This window comes from Gemmatimonadaceae bacterium, from assembly GCA_036003045.1.
Classification (GTDB): Bacteria; Gemmatimonadota; Gemmatimonadetes; order Gemmatimonadales; family Gemmatimonadaceae; genus JAQBQB01.
On the sequence record DASYSS010000058.1, the window covers coordinates 1 to 19,743 of the forward strand.

15 protein-coding genes are annotated in these 19,743 nt (G+C 67.6%); 10 read left to right on the forward strand and 5 right to left on the reverse strand.

Annotated features, from left to right (window positions below):
- Together VGQ44_15480 and VGQ44_15485 are read left to right on the forward strand one after the other, a co-directional pair.
- Window positions 1-792, forward strand: a 792-nt coding sequence (locus tag VGQ44_15480; protein ID HEV8448231.1) for a hypothetical protein, incomplete at its 5' end; no start/stop codon positions are given.
- Window positions 793-1,021: 229 nt separating this feature from the next.
- On the forward strand, window positions 1,022-1,867 hold the full coding sequence (locus VGQ44_15485) for a L,D-transpeptidase (protein HEV8448232.1): 846 nt from the start codon (window positions 1,022-1,024) through the stop codon (window positions 1,865-1,867).
- A gap of 166 nt (window positions 1,868-2,033) precedes the next feature.
- Here the strand turns inward: VGQ44_15485 and VGQ44_15490 are convergent, their stop codons facing one another.
- Window positions 2,034-2,567, reverse strand: coding sequence for a CHRD domain-containing protein (locus VGQ44_15490; protein HEV8448233.1), 534 nt, complete (start codon window positions 2,565-2,567; stop codon window positions 2,034-2,036).
- Window positions 2,568-2,797: 230 nt separating this feature from the next.
- Window positions 2,798-3,889 carry a peptidoglycan-associated lipoprotein Pal gene (gene pal, locus VGQ44_15495; protein ID HEV8448234.1) on the reverse strand — a complete coding sequence of 364 codons (1,092 nt, stop codon included), beginning with the start codon at window positions 3,887-3,889 and terminating at the stop codon, window positions 2,798-2,800.
- 291 nt (window positions 3,890-4,180) lie between these two features.
- Between pal and VGQ44_15500 the strand changes: the two genes are divergently transcribed.
- The 5 genes from VGQ44_15500 (at window position 4,181) to VGQ44_15520 (ending at window position 12,092) form a co-directional block, all read left to right on the forward strand.
- Complete coding sequence (locus VGQ44_15500; GenBank protein HEV8448235.1) at window positions 4,181-5,932, forward strand: amidohydrolase family protein; 1,752 nt, start codon at window positions 4,181-4,183, stop codon at window positions 5,930-5,932.
- 68 nt (window positions 5,933-6,000) lie between these two features.
- Complete coding sequence (locus tag VGQ44_15505; GenBank protein ID HEV8448236.1) at window positions 6,001-7,356, forward strand: amidohydrolase family protein; 1,356 nt, start codon at window positions 6,001-6,003, stop codon at window positions 7,354-7,356.
- Between the two features lie 25 nt (window positions 7,357-7,381).
- Window positions 7,382-8,737 (forward strand): amidohydrolase family protein, encoded by a 1,356-nt coding sequence (locus tag VGQ44_15510; protein ID HEV8448237.1) that lies wholly within the window; start codon window positions 7,382-7,384, stop codon window positions 8,735-8,737.
- Between the two features lie 329 nt (window positions 8,738-9,066).
- Window positions 9,067-9,438 (forward strand): PadR family transcriptional regulator, encoded by a 372-nt coding sequence (locus VGQ44_15515; protein ID HEV8448238.1) that lies wholly within the window; start codon window positions 9,067-9,069, stop codon window positions 9,436-9,438.
- The gene (locus VGQ44_15520) at window positions 9,435-12,092 is read left to right on the forward strand and encodes an ABC transporter permease (protein HEV8448239.1); all 2,658 of its coding nucleotides are present in this window, start codon (window positions 9,435-9,437) and stop codon (window positions 12,090-12,092) included. Before VGQ44_15515 ends, VGQ44_15520 begins: the two co-directional genes overlap by 4 nt.
- Before the next feature lie 132 nt (window positions 12,093-12,224).
- Here VGQ44_15520 and VGQ44_15525 read toward each other — a convergent pair whose 3' ends face one another.
- Both VGQ44_15525 and VGQ44_15530 read right to left on the reverse strand, forming a co-directional pair.
- Window positions 12,225-13,199, reverse strand: a complete 975-nt coding sequence (locus VGQ44_15525; protein ID HEV8448240.1) for a DUF4440 domain-containing protein — start codon at window positions 13,197-13,199, stop codon at window positions 12,225-12,227.
- 60 nt (window positions 13,200-13,259) lie between these two features.
- A complete protein-coding gene (locus tag VGQ44_15530; protein ID HEV8448241.1) occupies window positions 13,260-13,619 on the reverse strand; it encodes a heavy metal-binding domain-containing protein in 360 nt (119 codons plus the stop codon).
- Window positions 13,620-13,735: 116 nt separating this feature from the next.
- Between VGQ44_15530 and VGQ44_15535 the strand changes: the two genes are divergently transcribed.
- Window positions 13,736-14,740 (forward strand): serine/threonine-protein kinase, encoded by a 1,005-nt coding sequence (locus VGQ44_15535; protein HEV8448242.1) that lies wholly within the window; start codon window positions 13,736-13,738, stop codon window positions 14,738-14,740.
- A gap of 34 nt (window positions 14,741-14,774) precedes the next feature.
- Here VGQ44_15535 and VGQ44_15540 read toward each other — a convergent pair whose 3' ends face one another.
- Entirely contained in the window at window positions 14,775-15,953 is a 1,179-nt protein-coding gene (locus VGQ44_15540) for an aminotransferase class I/II-fold pyridoxal phosphate-dependent enzyme (protein ID HEV8448243.1), read from the reverse strand.
- 255 nt (window positions 15,954-16,208) lie between these two features.
- On the opposite strand from VGQ44_15540, the gene VGQ44_15545 reads away from it, so the two are divergent.
- Window positions 16,209-16,901 carry an FHA domain-containing protein gene (locus VGQ44_15545; GenBank protein HEV8448244.1) on the forward strand — a complete coding sequence of 231 codons (693 nt, stop codon included), beginning with the start codon at window positions 16,209-16,211 and terminating at the stop codon, window positions 16,899-16,901.
- 48 nt (window positions 16,902-16,949) lie between these two features.
- Complete coding sequence (locus VGQ44_15550; protein ID HEV8448245.1) at window positions 16,950-19,715, forward strand: protein kinase; 2,766 nt, start codon at window positions 16,950-16,952, stop codon at window positions 19,713-19,715.
- Window positions 19,716-19,743 lie beyond the last annotated feature (28 nt).

The following is a 19,743-nucleotide window of genomic DNA, read 5'->3' on the forward strand; positions in this document are numbered from 1 at the left end:
CCGATGCCGAGGGTCGACACGGTCACCATCTACCGTACCGACACGCTGCAGATGCCGCCTCGCGTCGATACGGTGACGACGACCAACACCGTCGTGCGCACGGACACGTTGGTGCAAACGATCACGCGGCCGATTCCCGCGATCGGGAGCTTCTACGGCGGTATCGCCGGCGGTGTGACCGTCCCAGCGGGTGGACTTCGCGACGTCAACGAGACCGGCGGAACCGGGCAACTGCAAGTCGGCTGGCAGCCGGTACGCTCCGTGCTCGGCGCTCGTCTGGACGCGTCGTACTCGCGGTTCCGTCGGCCGTTCGAGTTCGGGACGTTCAACGTCGTGAACCCGCTCGGCACGACCATCACGACGTTCGACGACCGAAATTCGAATCTCTGGAATTTCAACCTCAGCCTCAAGGTCGCGATCCCAGGCATCGAGACGGCGTTCGGTCGCGCCGTGACGTTCCACCCGTACCTCATCGGTGGCGGTGGATTCGTGACGTACGATCACCTGAACCAGCGTACGAACCACGGCTTCCTGATCGTGAACGGACAGGGCGTCCTCCAGACGGAAGACGGCATCATCCTCAACGACGTGACGGTCGAGAACTTCGACAGCGGCTGGCACACTGATTGGGGTTGGAACGCCGGCGGCGGTCTCGCCTGGCGGTTCGCCAACAAAGAACTGTTCGTCGAGTCGCGCGTGATGGGCTTCACCCGCCGGAACAGCGATTTCCCGAACATCAGCTGGTCCGCGGCGCGTCAGGTCCCGATCGTCTTCGGCATGAACTTCTATTGATCGATCGCGCCCCAAAGCGCGAAAGACAGCTCGGTAATTGCACGACGAACTGAACGGCTCGATTCTCGCGGCAGGCTGGGCAGCACGGTGGAGGCACCGGCGCATCAGCCTGCCGCGCTTCGCGCGACAGGGTACGTTTACATGGAACGGATTTGGCAATTTGAACGGTTACCAAAGTGAATTGCGGGCGCTGCGTTCCCGCGCCGGCTCACCGCCAACTTCGACTTCCATGAGCAGGACATTGCAGATACGATGGATCGCAACGCTCTCAGCGGCGATCCTCCTTGTCATTCCGTCCCTCGCCACGGCCCAAGGCGGCCGGCATCCACGTTCGGACGCCGCCAAGCGCATGTGGCATCCATCGAAAGACTCGGTCGCCTCGGTCGACGACGACGACGAGTCCGTAACCCTCCACTTCAACTCGCGCGAAGACAGCCTTTCCTGGCTGCGCGCCAGGAACCTCGCGCACAAGGCGAACGGACTGCGGCTCGTCGTTTCACTCCAGGAACGGCACCTCTGGGCGATCGCCGGACGCGACACGCTGCTCAGCGCCCCGGTCGCCGTGGCCAAGGGCACGACGCTCGAGTACGGCAGCAAATCGTGGCGCTTCACGACGCCCCGCGGCATGCGCACCGTGCTATCGAAGGACGCCGATCCGATCTGGCAGCCGCCGGAGTGGCTCTACGCCGAGACGGCGGTGGAGAACGGTCTCAGGCTGCGGCGCTTGAACTACGGCGAGAAAGTCCACCTCGACGACGGCCGCGTCCTGACGATCGTCAACGGCTCTGCTGGCCTCATTGACACCGACGGCGCGTTCGGCGAGCTCCCGACCGATGAGCACATCGTCTTCGGCGACTATCTCTACATCCCGCCGATGGGCTCGAAGAACCGCAAGGTCGAGGGCGAGCTCGGGAAGTACAAGCTGAGCCTCGGCGACGGCTACCTGCTGCACGGCACCCCGGACAAGCAGTCGATCGGCATGGCCGCGACCCACGGGTGCATTCGTCTCCGTGACGAAGACATCGAGTGGCTGTACGATAACGTCCCGGTGGGGACGAAGGTGTACATCTACTGAGGTGGGACAGGCGGACCGGTGGACAGGTGGACCGGTCAGACGGCGAGAAAAACAGAGAGCCCCGCGACCACGCGGGGCTCTTCGTTTGACCCGACTTCGTCCGTCGCTCGTTGCCGCTTCGCTGCGCGAACGATCGAGGACGGCCGTCAGGAAACCGTCATGCGAGTTATTGGGGAATCAGCTGCGCGCGAATTTCGCCGCCGGGGTTCGTGACCGTGTGGATGTTGACATAGGTTTTCCCGGCGAGCAGCAGCTTTTTCAAAGAATCGCCGTTGACTGTCGTCGAAATCTGTGTCGACGCGTTCAGCGTCGCGGTGCCTGACACCGAACCGCTGTTCGCCGTGCCGAAACCGACGAACGTCGCCCCGGGCAGCGTGTTGAAGTTGAGAATCACGTTGGCGGTCGTCGCGGTGCCGCCGGGCGTGAAGGGGCCGTGAATGTGGCCGTTGTTCACGTTCGACGTGAGGCCGCTGAAGCTCCCCGTGTAAGTGAACACGTTCGTCGCCGTGTCGAGCGTGGCGGTGAACGTACCGGTTCCTGTCGGATTGCCCAAAAGCCCAGGCGGCTCGCCCGACGGCGAGAGTGTTACCTGGAAATGAACTACCGTCGACTTCGGTGGTGTAGTCGTGTTGTCGCTCCCGCACGCGATGACAATCGCGAACGTCGAGAGCGTCAGAACTGCGAGAATTCGTTTTGGCACGATGATACTCCTCGCTGCTGGTGAATGCGCCTCCGCTCACGGTTCGTGGTGGCCGCGCCAGCGACGAATCCCAGGCGGCCAAGCTCGGTTCCGTTTCGGTGTATGCGTCCCCAAGAGCGAAAACGGGGCGGGGCGCGGCGGATTCATCCGCTGCGCCCCGCCCCGTATTCGTGTCTGAACTCCCGGTGACCGGAGACTGGTGACCGGTGACCGGTGACCGGCTTTCGATCTTACCTCGGTGCCACCAACGAGCTTCCGCCCGCCACGATCAGGAACTCGTCTCGCCGATTCTGTTTCCAGCAATCCTCGTCGTGTCCCTGACAGACGGGCTTTTCTTCGCCGTTGCTGGCGACGTCGATCCGTGCCGCGTCGATTCCGTTGTCGATCAGATATTTCCGCGTCGCCTGCGCGCGGCGCATACCGAGCGCGAGGTTGTATTCATCGGATCCGCGCTCGTCGGCGTTCCCTTCAATGCGAATGCGCACGCCCGGGTTCGCTTTCATGACGGGGAGCTTGGCATCGAGCACTGCTCGCTGATCCGGACGCAACTCCGAGTGGTCGAAGTCGAAATACACCGGCGCGAGCAGCGCTTCTCGAGCGCGGTTCACCGCGCTGATCGAGTCGGTGTTTGGACCCGGCGCCGGCGCGACGCGAGCGGGCGGAGCGACGGGTTCAGTCCGCGGCGGCGGGACCTCGCGCTGCGGCTGCGCCACCGGTGCCGGAGGTGGTGGTGGCGGGGCCTTGGAGCTGCCGAGCAAGAAACTCAGTCCGCCTCTCAGTTCCAGATTCGTCGAGCGAGCTGCCGCGGAGTTTCTGCCGAGAACAGGCGGAAATCCGAAGGTTGCCGCCGTCGGATTCTCGACATACTCGACGATGGCGTCGAGCCGAAGCGCGATCGCGTTGCTGAAGCGAATGCGAAGCCCGCCGCCATATGGCGCCGAGAAGTCGGTGTGGCTGGCGAACCGCTGGCCGCCGACGCCTCCCTCGAGAATGAGGTCGTGCGTCTGTCCGCCGAGCCCGAACGGGAGATTGAAGTTGAGCTGCCCGTTGAAGGTCTGAACGCTGCTCGTTCCGGTGCCGCGCGCCGCCTTGTTGTCGAACGTCGACGAGGAGAACGTCCCCTCGAGCTCCCACCGCCGGTTCAGGAAGACTCCGAGTCTTCCGCCCAGTCCAAATCCGTCGTCGGTCTGCCACGCTTCGTCGGCGCGCGTGAACTGCCCGAAGACGCCTACTTCGGTCGTGCCGAGCTTTTGCGCGGCGGCCTCGACCGAGCTCACGAGCGTGAGAACGATGCTCGCGACAGCCAAACGCTGTATGCGCATGCGAAGTCCTCTCTGGATTGATTTTGATCGCTGCCGACCTCGCCGGGCGAATGAAGGGACGTGCTGCGATGGCCAGGGGGGCGGCTCAAACCCGCGGCGGGTAATCTAACGACCGGACTCTGCCGGAGATCGTAGGGAGTTTCGACGCACTCGACACCCGATCGCACCGGGCGGATATTCCTGCGTCGCCGAGCCGCCGTTTGTCGGCGTCAGCCGTCCGAGTCTCCCAACGCCGAAGTCCCACTGGCCCCGGCCCCTTCGCGAACCACCCTGGCGAGGACCACGTTGCACATGCCGAATCGCATTTCGCCCTCTTCCTCTACCCGTCCGGTTTCGTTCGTCACGACCGCGCTGCTCGCCGCGTGCGCGATGGCAGCGCTGCCGGCCACGGTGCTGGCGCAGCGCGTCGCGAATCGTGAGCTGAGCGCTCCGAACGCGTACGCGATCACGAACGCGCGCATCGTCCCCGGAAACGGTCCGACGATCGACCGCGGAACGATCGTCCTGCGCAACGGCCTGATCGCGGCCGTCGGCCCGGCCGTGCAAGCGCCGGCCGACGCGCGGGTCATCGATGGCAGCGGCCTTACCGTCTACCCCGGCATCATCGACGCCAACAGCAGCCTCGGACTCGGCGGCGGCGCGGCCGTCGTCGCCGATGCCGGCCGCGGTGGTCGCGGCGGCGGAGGAGGCCGCGGAGCGGCGCCGGCGCAGCAGGGGGCGCCGGTTGGCGCCCCAAACTCGCTGCACCCGATCGGACTTCAGCCGGAACTCGCGGTGGTCGATCTTCTGCACGCCGACGAAGAGGCGCTCGCCGGTCCGCAGAGCGCCGGGATCACGGCCGCGCTCACCGCCCCGCCCACGGGAATCTTCCGCGGTGAATCGGCCGTGATCCTCCTCGCCGGCTCGACGGCGCAGGCGATGCTGATCAAAGCGCCCGTCGCGGAGCACATCGGCTTCACGCCGTCGCGCGGTGGCGGCTATCCAAATTCTCTCATGGGCGTGTTTTCGGCGCTGCGACAGACGCTGCTCGACGCGCAGCACTACGCCGCTGAACAGGCCGCGTACGCCAAGAATCCGCGTGGCATGCGCCGCCCCGAGCCCGACCCGTCGCTCGAGGCGCTGCAGCCCGTGTTGCAGCGGCAGATCCCCGTGGTGATGGAAGCGTCGTCGCAGCGCGAGATCGAACGCGCGCTGGACCTCGCGAAAGAGTTCAATCTCCGCCCGATCATCGCGGGCGGCGAAGAGGCCGATCTGGTCGCGGCGCGGCTCAAGGCGGAGAACGTGCCGGTGCTTCTGTCGCTCAACTTCCCGCGCCGCCCGCAGGCGTCGGCCGACGCCGACCCCGAGCCGCTGCGCACGCTGCGCGCGCGCGTCGAAGCGCCCAAGCTCGCCGCGAAGCTGCAGGCGGCCGGCGTGAAGTTCGCGTTCGAGGACGGCGGGCTGACGACGTGGTCCGACTACCTCGGCAACGCGGGCCGCGCGGTCGAGAACGGCCTCACCTCCGATCAGGCGGTTCGCGCGCTGACGCTGGCGCCCGCCGAAATTCTCGGCGTGACCGACCGGCTCGGCTCGATCGAAACCGGCAAGGTCGCGAACCTCACCGTGACGCGCGGCGACCTATTCACGGGCCGCGTGGCGCACGTCTTCATCGACGGCACGCCGCTCGAGCCGCGCGCGCCGGCCAACGCGGCCGCGTCGCTCGCCGCCGGCACGTGGACGATCACGATCACGACGGACGAGGGCGAGAAGCCGGTGACGCTCACGCTGCAGCAGGTCGGCGAGCAACTGCGCGGCACGATCCAGGGCTCGCTCGGCAGTTCACAGATTTCTAACGGGTCGATCGGGCCGGCGGGCGACGTGCAGTTCTCGGCATCGCTGACGATGGGCTCCGGGACGGAGGAAGGACGGTTCATCGGCACGATCGAGGGCAACCTGATGCGCGGCACCGTCGCCGTCGTCGGACATCCGCAGTCGACGTTCGTGGGCACCAAGCCCGACGCCGGCCAGGGCGGTGGCCGCCGCGGAAGGCCGCCGGTCGAATGAAGATGCGACATGAGCAGAACGTCTCCGCCCACCGGACTCCTTTTCCCTCGCCATTCACGGCCAGACCCATGTCCAGACTATCGATCGCCATACTCTTCGCCGCGGCGACGGGGGGGGCGGCCGGCGCGCAGCAGGCGCAGCCCGCGACCGTCGCCAAGCCGACACTCATCAAGAACGCGACGGTCCTCACCGTCACCAAAGGAAAGCTCGAGAACACCGACCTGTTGTTGCAGAACGGCAAGATCGCGCAGATCGGCAAGAATCTCTCGGCGCCGGCTGGCGCGACGGTCATCGACGCGACGGGCAAGTACGTGATGCCCGGCATCATCGACCCGCACTCGCACACGATGATCGACGCGGTGAACGAGGGCTCGCTCTCGGTGACGTCGATGGTGCGCGTTCGCGACGTCCTCAACCCGACGGACATCAACATCTACCGCCAGCTCGCCGGCGGCGTGACGACGATCAACGTGCTGCACGGCTCGGCGAACACGATCGGCGGACAGAACGCGGTCGTGAAGCTCAAGTGGGGCCGCGACGTCCCCGAGATGCTGTTCCCCGGCGCGATGCCCGGAATCAAGTTCGCGCTCGGCGAGAACGTGACGCAGAAGAACGGGCAGACGGCGGCGCAGGCGCAGGGGCGGGCGCTGCGATACCCGGCGACGCGCATGGGCCAGGAAGAAGTGCTGCGCGACGCGTTCACGCGCGCCCGCGACTACAAGGCGTCGTGGGACGACTACAACGCGAAGGTGAAGGCCGGCGACAAGACCGCGGTGGCGCCGGAGCGCGACCTGGAGCTCGAGCCGCTCGTCGAGGTGCTCGAGGGCAAGCGCTTCGTGCACGCGCACTCCTACCGCGCCGACGAAATGTTGATGCTGCTGAACGTCGCCAAGGAGTTCGGCTTCACGGTCAAGACACTTCAGCATGGGTTGGAAGGCTATAAAATCGCATCGGAGATCGCGCAGGCCGGAACGGGCCTGTCGACCTTCGCCGACGAGTGGTCGTACAAAGTCGAGGCGTACGACGCGATCCCGTACAACACGGCGATCCTCATGCACCACGGCGTCGTGGCGACGGTGAACTCCGACTCGGACGAGCGGGCGCGCCGGCTCAACATCGACGCGGCGAAGATGATGCGCTACGGCGGGCTGACCGAGGACGAAGCGCTCAAGACGATCACCTACAACGGCGCGGTGCAGCTGGGCGTCCAGAACCGCGTGGGGTCGATCGAAATCGGCAAGGACGCCGACGTCGTGATCTGGTCCGGCGATCCGCTGAGCGTGTACTCGTCCGCCGAAACGACGTTCATCGACGGCGAAGTGTTCTTCGACGTCAAGAAGGACGCCGCGATGCGCGATCAGATGGCGAAAGAGCGCGCGGCACTCGAGGCTGCCGATCGCGGCCGCCGTCCCGTGATTCCTTGAGGAGAATCGATTCGTGATCAACGCAATGACAGATAGAATCGGCGGTCGCGCGCGCTGCATGGCGCTCGCCGCTCTCGCGGCAGCGGCGCTGCCGGCCGCCGCCCACGCCCAGCTCGGATCGTTCAATCCGAATCCGGGGCCACAGGGCACGTTCGCGATTCGCGGTGGGACCGTCGTCACCGTGAGCGGCGCCGACATTCCGAACGGCACCGTCGTCATCAGCGGCGGCAAGATCACCGCGGTCGGGGCGAACGTGCAGGTGCCCGCCAACGCGCAGGTGATCAACGCGACGGGGTTGATGGTCTACCCCGGGATGATCGAGACCGGCTCGAGCATCGGCTTGTCCGAGATCGGCCAGGGCGCGGTCGCGACGGTCGACATCGCCGAGGTTGGGTCGTTCAACCCGAACGCGCAGGCGTTCTACGGCATCGATCCGCACAGCGCGCACATCGGCGTGGCGCGCGTCGTCGGCATCACGACGGTCGTGTCTCGTCCGACGGGCGGCATTCTGTCGGGGCAAGCGGCGCTGATGAATCTCGCCGGCGACACGCCGCCGAAGATGGCCGTCATCCCGAAGCTCGCGCTCGTCATCGAGCTTCCGCGCTCCGGATTCGGCGGACGAGGATTCGCCCGTGCCGCGGCATTGCAGCAGGGCACGCCGGCCGACGCGAACCGCGTTCGTCAGGCGCAGATGGACTCACTCCGCAAGCTCCTGCACGACGCCGACGCGTACGACAAGGCGCAGGCCGCGTACGCCAAGGACAAGTCGATTCCGCGTCCGGCGCACGACGTCGTGCTCGAGTCGATGGTGCCCGCGCTGCGCGGTCAGATGCCCGTGATCTTCCCCGCCGATCGCGCGAACGACATTCGCGACGCGGTGAACTTCGCCGAAGAGATGCACGTGAAGCCGATCATCATGGGCGGCGAGCAGGCGCCGGCCGTGGCGGCGTTCCTCAAGCAGCACAACGTCCCGGTCATCATCACGGCGGTGATGCACCTTCCGTCGCGCGAGGACGATCCGTACGACGTGAACTACAGCATCCCGGCGAAGCTCGCCGCCGCCGGCGTCACGTTCGCCATCTCGACCGGCGACAAGGGCTCCGAGGTTCGCACGCTGCCGTACAACGCCGGCATGGCCGCGGCGCACGGCCTGTCCAAGGCGGACGCGCTCAAGTCGGTGACGCTCTGGCCCGCGCAGATCTTCGGCGTCGGCGACCGCATGGGCTCGATCGAGGTCGGGAAGATGGCCAACATCGTGGTCACCACCGGCGACATGCTCGAGGCCAAGACCGACACGAAGTACCTGTTCATCGACGGCCGCAACGTGCCGCTGGACACGAAGCACACGCAGTTGAATGCGCAGTTCAAGGATCGGCCGTGAGGCCGGGTGACCGGTGGACCGCTGGACCGGTGGACCGGTGGACCGGTAGAGGCCGAAACCTCGGAAGCCCGAGATGTTCAGCATGGGCCCCGCGAGCCAAGCTCGCGGGGCTTTGAGTTTGGAGCCGACGGTCCACCTGTCCCCAGACCCCGCCGGCCCACCGGCACCCCGGCACCCCGGCACCCCGGCACCCCGGCACCCCGGCACCCCGGCGCCCGGCGCCCGGCACCCGGCCCCCCGGCAACCCTTTCCCCTCCCGCGGTGTCTACTATGCTCACATTGACCCTATTGCTGTCAAACTGAGCATAGTCGTTTCACCCGGAGGTCCGGTGAGTTCGTCGCGCCCGCGCGTCCGCGATCCGCAAGAGCTCCTGCCCCTCAAGCCGATCGAGTTGCTCGTGCTCACCATGTTGAGCGCCGGCGAACGGCACGGCTACGGACTTCGGCAGGACATCGTCGACCACACCGAGGGTCGCGTCGCGCTCGAGGCGGGCAACCTGTATCGGCACATCCGCAAGTTGCAGAGCGACGGTCTCGTCGACGAGACCGAGCCCCGTCCCGCGGGGCGCGGCGACGACGAGCGCCGGATCTACTACCGTCTCCTTCCGTTCGGCCGAGAGGTGCTGGCCGCCGAAGTCGAACGTCTGCGCGCGCTGATGCGCATCGTCGATTCCAAACGTGTGTCCCCGAGGCGGGCGTGACGCGCGGCGAGCGATTCTACGAGCGGTTGCTCACGCTGTACCCCGCCGAGTTTCGCGCGCGCTACGGCCGCGCGATGGGCGACTTTCACCGCGACCGTCTGGCCCTCGCGACGCAGAACCACGAATCCATCGCGGCGCTCTGGGCGCGAACCATCGCCGACGTCGTCGTGTCCGCCGCGGCCGAGCATCTACGCTCGTTCGTGTCCGGCGGCGGAACGCTCGACACGCTGCGTCAGGATCTCGCGTTCGCCCTTCGCGGGCTCGCCCGGCGGCCACGGTTCGCCGCGCTCCTGATCGGAACGGTCGCTCTCGGCGTCGGCGCCAACGCCGCGATCTTCAGCGTCGTGAGCGGCGTGCTGCTGCGGCCGCTGCCGTATCCGCACGACGAGCGGCTCTTCTCGTTCGGACACGAACCGCCGCAGTGGCTCACGTCGGCGCCGGACTTCATCGACTACAAGCGCGAGATGAAGTCGATCTCGGGCTTGGCCGCGTTCGACCAGCGCGTCGCGACGCTGGGCGCGAATCTCGACGCCGACTCGCGTCCGGAGCGCGTCGGCGTCGTTCGCGCGAGCGAAGGTTTCTTCGACGTGCTCGGCGCAAAACCGGCGCTCGGGCGCACGTTCGCCGCCGAAGATCACGATTCCAAGATCGCGCGCGTGGCGGTGCTTGGTTACGGACTCTGGCAGCGCGACTTCGCCGGCTCGCGATCGGTCATCGGGCGGACGATCAACATCGACGGCGCTCCGCGCGTGGTGATCGGCGTGATGCCCCCGCGCTTCGCGTACCCCAAGCCCGCGACAGCGGTCTGGATCCCGATGGCGCGGTTCAACCTCGACAGCCTTGGCGACCGGGACCAACACTATCTGTTCATGGTCGGCCGTCTCCGGCCGGGCTTCACGCTGGACCAGGCTCGTGCTGAAGCGGCGGGCGTCGCCCGCGCGATCATGCGCGCCGAGCCGTCCAAGTTCGATCCGAAGGCCCCGCTCACGCCGCGCCTCACCGGCGTGCGTGAAGAGCTGGTCGGACAAACGCGGCCCTATCTCCTCGCGCTGCTCGGCGCCGTCGGATTCATCCTGCTCATCGCCTGCGCGAACGTGGCAAATCTGCTGTTGGTGCGCGGCGCCGCGCGCGAGAAGGAGCTCGCCGTTCGCACCGCGCTGGGCGCGTCGCGCCGCCGGCTGGTGGTACAACTGTCGACCGAAGGCGCGATGCTGTCGGCGATCGGCGCCGCCCTGGGGCTCGCGCTGGCGGTGATCGTCGATCGCGTCTTTGTCGCGATGGCGCCGGCGAGCGTGCCTCGTCTCGACGACGTGGGCATGGATTGGCGGGCCCTCTCATTCACCGCGGTGACCTGCATCGTGACCGCTGTGTTGATCGGCGTCATCCCGTCGCTGCGCGCGTCGCGCGGCGACCTCGCCGGCGGGCTGCGACAGGGCGGCAGAACGACGGGGGCCGAAGGCGCGTCGAGAGCGCTGCGACGAACGCTCGTCGCGATGGAGATGGCGTTGGCCGTCACATCGCTGTCGGGGGCAGGACTGCTGCTTCGAAGCTTGCTGGCGCTCCAACACCAGCAGCTTGGATTCGATCCGCGCGGAGTTCTCACGGCGGAAGTCGCCGTTCTGCCGGGGGCGTACGACGACGCGCGCGCCGCGATCTTTTTCGAGCAGCTCATGGCGCGCGTGCACGCCATCCCGGGCGTACGGTCCGCCGGCGCGTCGGCGTGGCTCCCGGTCGTCGGCACCGGTGGCCTGTGGGGATTTCGCCCCGAAGGCGGCAGCTTTCCGGACGGACGGTGGCCGCTCGCGGTTCCGCAACACGTGACGCCCGACTACTTCGCCGCGGCGGGGATTCCGTTGCTGTCCGGCCGCGAGTTCACGAGCGGCGACCGGCTGAACAGCCAGCTCGTCGTCATCGTGAGCGACAAGCTCGCGCGAAGCGCGTGGCCCGGACAAAACGCGATCGGAAAGCGCCTGCGTCTTAGCACCGACTCGATTTACCTCTCCGTCGTCGGAGTCGTCGGCGACATACAGTCGCGCGGATTCGGCGATCCACCGGAGCCGACGATGTATTTCGCGTACGCGCAGTCGGCGCGCAGCGGGTACTATCAGCCGAAACAGATGTCGCTGCTCATCCGCACGGACGGCGATCCATTCGCGCTCGTCCCCGCGCTGCGACGCCAAGTCGCCGCCCTCGATCGCATGACGCCGGTCTCGGAGATTCGGAGTCTCGACGAGATCGCCGGCCTGTCGGTGGCCGTTCGAAAGTTCACCACTCTTCTGCTCGCCGGCTTCGCGGTGTTGGCGCTCTTGCTGGCGGGACTCGGTACGTACGGCGTGATCGCCTATGCGGTCACCCTTCGTCGCTACGAAATCGGTGTGCGAATGGCGCTGGGCGCGGCGAATCGATCGGTGCTGCTGCTGGTCATGTCCGAAGGATTCGTCATCTCGGCCGTCGGGCTCCTCGCCGGCCTCGTGGCTTCGGGCCTGGTCGGACGCGCGATCAGCACGATGTTGTTCGGCGTAGCGCCAAATGATCCGGCATCGCTGGTGGGAACGTCGCTGCTGCTCGCGGTCGTCGCGATCGCGGCGTCGGTGATTCCGGCGCGGCGCGCGCTGAGGGTGGATCCGCTGGAGGCGCTGCGCGCGGAGCAGTGAAAACGGATTGGCGGGAGACCGGGTTACCGTGCACCGGTTTCCGGTATGCCGGTTTTCGGTATGCCGGTTTCCGGTATGCCGGTTTCCGGTATCCCGGTTTCCGGTTTCCGGTTTCCGGTTTCCGGTTTCCGACTACCGCTCGTCGGCTCTCGGCGGACCGGGGTTGCCGCCGTCGACCACGAACTTCCACGTGCCGTCGCTCTGGCGTTTCCATACGGTGAGGTACTTCCCGATTCGCTGGACAGCGGCGCCGGACGCGCCGAGTCCCGTCGCGGTGGATTCGCCGATCGTGAAGCCGAGGTCTCTCGACGCGGCGACGTACGCGAACACGGGCTGCCAGACGAGCGACGACTGCCCCGCGCGCGCCTCGAGGTACTCCTGAATGGCGCGGGCGCCGATCACGAGCTGCGGATCTCCGAACACGACGCCGTCGGGCGCGACGGTATTAGCAAACGCGAAAGCGACGCCCATGCGGTAGGACAGATCGGAGAAGGAGCTGTCCGCCGCGCGAATGCGGGCTCGTTCTTCGGCGACGGCCGCTGAGCCAGCCGGCCCTCTTTCACTCGGCACGACGTCGCCGTCGCTGTGTCGCGCGGCCGGTTCGCCGGGCGCGGCCGTGGAGACGGGACCGTTCACCTCCGCGTACGCCGCGATGCGCCAGGGGCCGTTCTTGACGCGCTCCCAAAAAGCGATGTAGCGGCCGAACTGAGGTGAAACGGCCGGCGAGACTCGTATCGCGACGCCGAACGTGTAGGCCGCGAGAAGATCACCGGACACGCCGCCGCCGAGCGGCTGCCACAACGATCGCGCCGCCGGCGCATTGTCGCCGGCGGCGAGCAGCGTACGCGTCGCAGCCAGTCCGAACGCGGCGGGCGCCCCGGCGCGCAGATACACGACGTTGTCGCCCAGCAATGCAATGGTCCCGGCCAGAAGACCGCGAGCGGCGACGCTGTCGGTGCGCGATTGGTCGAAGTGGAACAAACTGTCGCGCGCCGGCCCGCGCGCTGGCTCGGGGACCGTCGTCGATCCGTGAAGGGCGCATCCGCATAGGAGGGCGGACACGATGACCGGTAGGACCTTCATCAGCAAGACGCTACGGCGACCCATGCCTAGCCGCCAGACCTGCAACGTCTCGTCACAGAAATGAGACAAGCCGAGCGGACGGCATCACGCGTCCCGACGCAGCCGCGGCGCGAGACGAACCGCCGTGCCATAGCAGAGTACTTCAGTCACGCCGTCCATGATCTCGGTCGCGTCGTAGCGGACGGCGAGCATCGCGTTGCCGCCCATCGCGACGCAATGCTGTGTCGCGGCGGCGAACGCGTCGGCGCGCGCTCGCTCACAGAGGTCGGTGAGGAGCGTGATGTCGCCGCCGAAGAACGTCTGGAATTTCACCCCGATCCGGCCGAGCGCCGACCGCGACCGAACGACGATTCCGCGGACGACGCCGAAGGTCTGCGTCACTTCGTATCCATCGACGGCGTTCGCGGTCGTCGTGATGAAGTCGACGCCTGGCAAGATTGGCATGGCGATCCTCTGTGTTGTGGGCGCGCACGAATCAGCACGGACGCCGCTCTGGGGACAAGACCCTATCCCGTGCGCGTACCGGGTCTTAGCTTCGTGAGACGGTTTTTCCCGCCCGCATGGATCTCCGCGAACGCCTCCAAATCGCGCTGGGTGACGCTTACCGAATCGAACGCGAGCTCGGTGGGGGAGCCATGTCGCGCGTGTTCGTCGCGACGGACACGACGCTGGGACGGACCGTCGTCATCAAGACGCTGCCGCCGGCGCTCGCGGCGGGGCTGAGCGCTGAGCGGTTCCGCCGCGAGATCCGCCTCTTGGCGGCGCTCACGCATCCCAACATCGTGCCGATTCTTTCGGCCGGCGAACGCGACGGGCTGCTCTACTACATCATGCCGTACATCACGGCGGAGTCGCTGCGCGCGCGTCTGGTTCGCGAGCCGACGTTGGCCCTGCCCGACGCGCTCAACGTCGCGATCGAGATCGCTGAAGCGCTCGACTACGCGCATCGGCAGGGCATCGTCCACCGCGACATCAAGCCGGAGAACATTCTCCTCGCCGACAACCACGCGATCATTTCCGACTTCGGGATCGCGCGCGCGCTCGCTCGCGCCGGCGAAGGCGAGCGGCTCACGGCGACCGGCATGTCGGTGGGAACGCCGGGCTACATGAGCCCCGAGCAGGCGGCCGGTGAGCTCGACGTCGACGGCCGCGCCGACACGTACGCGTTGGGTTGCGTGCTGTACGAGATGGTCGCCGGTTCGCCGCCGTTCACGGGAAAGACCGCCGCCGCGGTGATCGCCGCGCACATGGCGACGCCCGTGCCGTCGGTGCGAGCGCTTCGGTCGACAGCGCCGCAAAAACTCGACGAGCTCTTGAATCGCTCGATGGCGAAATCGCCCGACGAGCGCTATCCGACAGCCGCGGCGTTCGTTCAGGCGTTGCGGCAGGTCGAAGCACGAACGCGCCGTCCGGTGATCTCGCGGACGCCCGTTCCGGCGCCGACTCCGGTCGCGACGCCCGTCGTCGTGCCGGCGAAAGCCAGCCGCACACCGTGGTATTTCGTCGCGGGCGCGATGGTGGTGATCGCCGCGCTCGTCGCGGCGCTCGCGATGCGCGGCCACTGACGCCGCGCTTTCGCGCGGCGCCAGTTCAACCGACCTAGTGCTGCGACGCGGTGACCGGCGTCGCGAGCACCGTTCGGAATACCTCGACCGCTTTCTTCATCTGCGGCATCGTACCGACGGAGACGCGCGCGTAGTTCGCGAGTGACGGAAACGCGCGGCCGATCGCCACCTTGTGTTTCACGCACTCGAGCTTGAACGCGTGCGCGTCGCGGCGAACGTCGACCATCATGAAGTTCGCTTCGGCGGCATGCACCGTGTAACCGGCATTCTGAAAGAAGGCGCGAGTGAACGCGCGCGCTTCCTCGTTCTTGCGCTGCTCCGACGCCACGTGTGCCGCGTCGTTCACCGTCGCAGCCACCGCGGCGAGCGCGAGCTGATTCACGTTGGAGCCGAGGCACCAGCTCGACATGCGCTTGACGGTGTCCTGCTGCCCGATCGCGTAGCCGGCGCGGAGGCCGGCCATGCCGAACACCTTCGAGAACGTGCGCGTGACGACGACGCGCGGGTTCGCGAGCGCGATGGGGATGGCTGTCCGGTACGACTTGTCGGCGACGTACTCGTGATACGCCTCGTCGACGAGGATCACCGTGTCCGGCGACGCGCGGTTCACCGCTTCGACGAACGACGCGACGTCGTCGCCGCCGTGGACCGTGGCCGTCGGATTGTTCGGATTGCAGAAATACACCAGCCCCGCGCCCTTCGACGCGGCGACGATCGCGTCGAGGTCGAGCCTGAGCTTCGAGTCGACCGGCGGCGCGACCACGGGATGTTTGACGAACCGGGCGAAGTTCGCGGGCGCTTCGAACGTGGGCTCGGGAGCGACCAGCCCCTTGTCGGGCGCGGTGAACGCGAGGACCGCGGCTCGCAGCAGCTCGCCCGATCCACAGCCGAGGATGATGTTCGAGGGCGACACGCCGCGCGCCTTGGCGATCGTGACGAAAACGTCGTCCTCCTCTTTCACCGGATACCGATTCGCGTGCGTGAACGCGTTCGACACGGCTTCGAGCGCGCGCCGTCCGGGGCCGTTCGGGTTTTCGTTGCTGTCGATCCGGATCATTCCGGGGGCAGACGCCAGCAATCGATCCGCGCGCCGCTCAGGTTGGCCCTGCGCGAGAAGGGCTTCGTGCCCTTGCCACCGAATCAGCGGCGCCGTGAGAAGACCGGCGGTCCCTGCCCCAAGGCTGGCGACGAACGAACGACGCGAGACGGACATGGCGGCTCCCGATTGAGGAACGCCGCCGAGTATAGCGCGATTGATGCGCGGACACCACAGGCGGCTGTGACGCACGGCCGAATTGGACGGGTTTGGCAACGTTCTAGGCCTCGTAAATGTGTGTCCTGCATCACCTTGTTACAAGGCATGAGTCCTGCGCCGATGAGGTCGCGGCGAAGGGTGGACGGCGCCTTTCCCGACGTGTATTTCACTATGGTTGGCGTCGCCGTTTTTTCTCCGGAGCAGTCGGAAGTCATGTTCGGTGCAATCGTCGTCGGCCTGCTGCTTTCGGCTCTCGCGGCCGGAGCCATCTTCGTCGTGCGTGCCTGGCTGCAGAGCCGCGGCGCGCGCTCGCGCGAGGTTCCGCCGCTCTTCGTCATACCGCGGGCGGTCGCCGGGGTGGAGCCCATCATGGACGCCGCCGTGGTCTCCGCGGCGCCCGCGCACCCGACGCACGACGCGCGTTCGTCCAGGCCGCTTCGTGGTTCGGGACTTCCGAACTTCGGCGAGCGCGTGGTATTCGACGACAACCGATTCGACGATGACGACGAGATCCCGGTGCGCGGCGCCAACTCCGAGACAGTCCGATTCCTGCGACCGGGCGAAGAGCCGGTGCAGATTCTCCCCGGCCGCCTCGAGGTTCTCTCCGGCGAGCCAAAGCACCGCGAGATTCGTTTCGTTCGCGCCCCGGGCGAACCCCCCGAGCTGATCCTCGGACGCGAGGCCGGCCGTTCGCCGCAGACCGTCGCCCTCCATTCCGACACGGTGAGTCGCCGCCACGCGCGATTCGCATACTCGAATGGCCGGTGGGCGGTCAGGAACTTGTCGCGAACGAATCCCGTCGTCGTCAACGACGAGCGGATCATGGACGACTCGATCGAACGGCCGCTCGCCGATGGCGATCGCCTCGAGCTCGGCGAAGTGGTTCTCCGCTTCCGGTCGCGGTAGCGAAGCCGGTCCCATGGACGTCGTGGTCGTCTCCCTGCCTCGCATCCGATGAGCTCCGAGCGAGTTCCCCCGGGACTATCGGCGCTCGAACCGGCGTACGAAGTCATCCGCGAGATCGGGCACGGCGGAACGTCCGTCGTCTATCTCGCCCGCGAGCGTTCGTCCGACGCCGAAGTCGCGATCAAGCTCATTCGCTCGAAGTACCTCGGCGACGAAGAGGCGATGGGGCGCTTCGCGCGAGAAGCGCGATTCCTCGAGCGGCTCGTGCACCCGAACATCGTGCGCGTGCGCGACGTGCTGGAATTGGGCGACGCGGGTCTGGCGATCGTGATGGCGCACGTGCCGGGTCGCACGCTCAAAGAGCTGATTCGCGACGAACGGCGGCTCGAGCCGCAGCGGGTTGAGCGCTTCACGCGCGACATCGCGCGTGCGCTCGGTGCCGCGCACGCGATGGGAATCGTCCACCGCGACGTAAAGCCGGAAAACGTTTTCATCGACGCCGACGATCGGCCGCTCCTCGCGGACTTTGGTCTCGCGCGGTCGATGACGAACGACTCGCAGCTCACGATGGCCGGCGTCGCCATCGGCACGCCGGCGTACATGCCGCCGGAGCAGATCGAGGGCGCCGCTCTCGATGCTCGCGGCGACGTGTACAGCCTCGGGCTCGTCGCGTGGGAGATGTTGACCGGCCATCGTCCGTGGGAAGGCGAGAGCCTCTACGCGATTCTCTACCACCAGCGCTACGAGCAGCTCCCGGACGTCCGCGACCTGCGCGACGACGTTTCCGATACGCTGGGCGACACGATCGCCGTCGCCATCGAGAAGAATCCCGCGATGCGCTGGCAGAGCGCGCACGAGATGATCGAGGCGCTCGACGGGGCCGCGCCGCCTCGCCGTGCGATGCGCCGAGCGCCATTGAACGCGGACACCGTGCGATTCATGCGGCCGGCGGCCGGGGCCCCACGTTCGGACGCGCCCATCGTCGGCGGGGTGGAATCTTCGGCCTCGCATCCGCCGTTGCCGCTCCCCGCGGTTGCGCCCGCGCACGCGGCGGCGCCGCCGCAGCTCACGGGGGGGGCGCCGCGACAAGAGGTTCCGTTCGTCGAACTCGGCCCGGCGTCGTTGCCTCGGTCGACGGGGGGGGGCGAGAACGAGTCGCCGTTCATGAGCCCGGCCGCGTTTTCGACGCTCGCCGCGGAACTCGAGGCACAAGACGAAGAGCCGCGCGCCGGGACACCGCGGAGATACCTCATCGCGGTCGGCGGCATCGCCGCGGCCGCCACGCTCGTGCTGGTCGCGGCGAATCTGCAAGGGCGGTCGAACGACGCTCACCGCGAGCCTGTGCTCGTCTCGAGCGGATTCGCGGTGAACGACACGGCCGGCAAGACGCTGCCGGGGGGAAGGCCGCGTCCCAACGCCCCGCCGCCGACCGCTACGCCCGCGACCGACGCGGCGTCGCGACCGGTCACGCCCGCCGCGGGCGTCGCATCCTCGGCGGTGCCGCCGAGTTTGCCGGAATCGCGAAAGTCGCCGCCACCGACGCGTCTCCCCGTCGCGCAGCAATCGCTCGAGACGACGAACAACAACTCCAAGAGCGCCGCGAAGAAGGACGACAAGCCAAAGAACGCGTCCACCAAGAGCGCCGAGACCGGCAGGATCGTCGACAAACCGGGCGCCGACAAAACGACGTCGCCCGCCGACAAGGCCGCGCCGACACCGGTGCCGGCCGCGCCTCCTCCGCTTCCAGCTTTGGCCGCTTCGCGCGTCGTCGTGGCGGCGGGCGGACTGCATTCGTGCATGCTCAACGCCGAGGGACGCGCGTATTGCTGGGGCGGAAACGACCGCGGCCAACTCGGCGCGGGCGGCGCGAACTCCGTCGCGACGCCGCTGGCCGTCGCAGGCGACGTTCGCTTCACGACGATCGCGGCCGGCCTCTCGCACAGCTGCGCGATCGCGCGCGGCGGAGGCGCGTGGTGTTGGGGTGAGAACGAGCGCGGTCAGCTCGGCGACCGGTCCACGATGGCGCATCAGGCCCCGATGCGCGTGGCCGATTCTCGGATGTTCGTCGCGATCGACGTCGGCGCGGCGCACACGTGCGCCATCGACAGCCAAGGCGAGGCGCTCTGCTGGGGCTCGAATTCACACGGCCAGCTTGGCACCGAAACGATGACGACGGAGCTGAGCGCTCCGGCCGCGGTGGGCGGCGATCGCCGCTACTCGTCTATTTCCCTCGGCTGGAATTTCACGTGCGGGCTCGACAACGGCCGCGCGTTCTGCTGGGGTGAAAACGCGAACGGACAGCTCGGCGACGGCACGATCAGCGACCGGCGCGGCCCCGTCGCGGTGGCTGGGGGTTTGACGTTCCGCGCGATCTCGGCGGGTGCGACGCACGCCTGCGGCATCACGCCGCGCGGCGAGGCGTACTGCTGGGGCAACAACTACGGCGGGCAGCTGGGCGACGGAACTCGCGTGAGCCGCGAGCTTCCCACCCCCGTGAAGACGTCGCTGCGCTTCGTCGCCATCGCGACCGGCGCGCTGCACACCTGTGCGTTGACCGGCGACGGCGAAGCGTTCTGCTGGGGACGCGACAACTACGGGCAGCTTGGCAACGGCGGAAGCACTCAGGATTCGGCGGAGCCGGTCCGCGTCGTTGGCGACCACTCGTTCGCGACGATCCGCGCGTTCGGGTCGCACACCTGCGCGACGACGCCGTCGGGCGACGCGTTCTGCTGGGGCTACAACCTCGACGGCCAGTTGGGAGATGGCTCCCGCGTGAACCGCTCGCGGCCGATGTACGTGGAGCCGCCTGGATGACGGTGCGCCGACCGGTGGCATTTGAGAA

Bases quoted from the DNA above. Each gene is read 5' to 3' on its own strand.
- VGQ44_15525 (HEV8448240.1), bottom strand. From the start codon at position 13,199: ATGGGTCGCCGTAGCGTCTTGCTGATGAAGGTCCTACCGGTCATCGTG.
- VGQ44_15485 (HEV8448232.1), top strand. From the start codon at position 1,022: ATGAGCAGGACATTGCAGATACGATGGATCGCAACGCTCTCAGCGGCG.
- VGQ44_15545 (HEV8448244.1), top strand. From the start codon at position 16,209: ATGTTCGGTGCAATCGTCGTCGGCCTGCTGCTTTCGGCTCTCGCGGCC.
- VGQ44_15505 (HEV8448236.1), top strand. From the start codon at position 6,001: ATGTCCAGACTATCGATCGCCATACTCTTCGCCGCGGCGACGGGGGGG.
- pal (HEV8448234.1), bottom strand. From the start codon at position 3,889: ATGCGCATACAGCGTTTGGCTGTCGCGAGCATCGTTCTCACGCTCGTG.
- VGQ44_15510 (HEV8448237.1), top strand. From the start codon at position 7,382: ATGACAGATAGAATCGGCGGTCGCGCGCGCTGCATGGCGCTCGCCGCT.
- VGQ44_15500 (HEV8448235.1), top strand. From the start codon at position 4,181: ATGCCGAATCGCATTTCGCCCTCTTCCTCTACCCGTCCGGTTTCGTTC.
- VGQ44_15530 (HEV8448241.1), bottom strand. From the start codon at position 13,619: ATGCCAATCTTGCCAGGCGTCGACTTCATCACGACGACCGCGAACGCC.
- VGQ44_15535 (HEV8448242.1), top strand. From the start codon at position 13,736: ATGGATCTCCGCGAACGCCTCCAAATCGCGCTGGGTGACGCTTACCGA.
- VGQ44_15550 (HEV8448245.1), top strand. From the start codon at position 16,950: ATGAGCTCCGAGCGAGTTCCCCCGGGACTATCGGCGCTCGAACCGGCG.
- VGQ44_15540 (HEV8448243.1), bottom strand. From the start codon at position 15,953: ATGTCCGTCTCGCGTCGTTCGTTCGTCGCCAGCCTTGGGGCAGGGACC.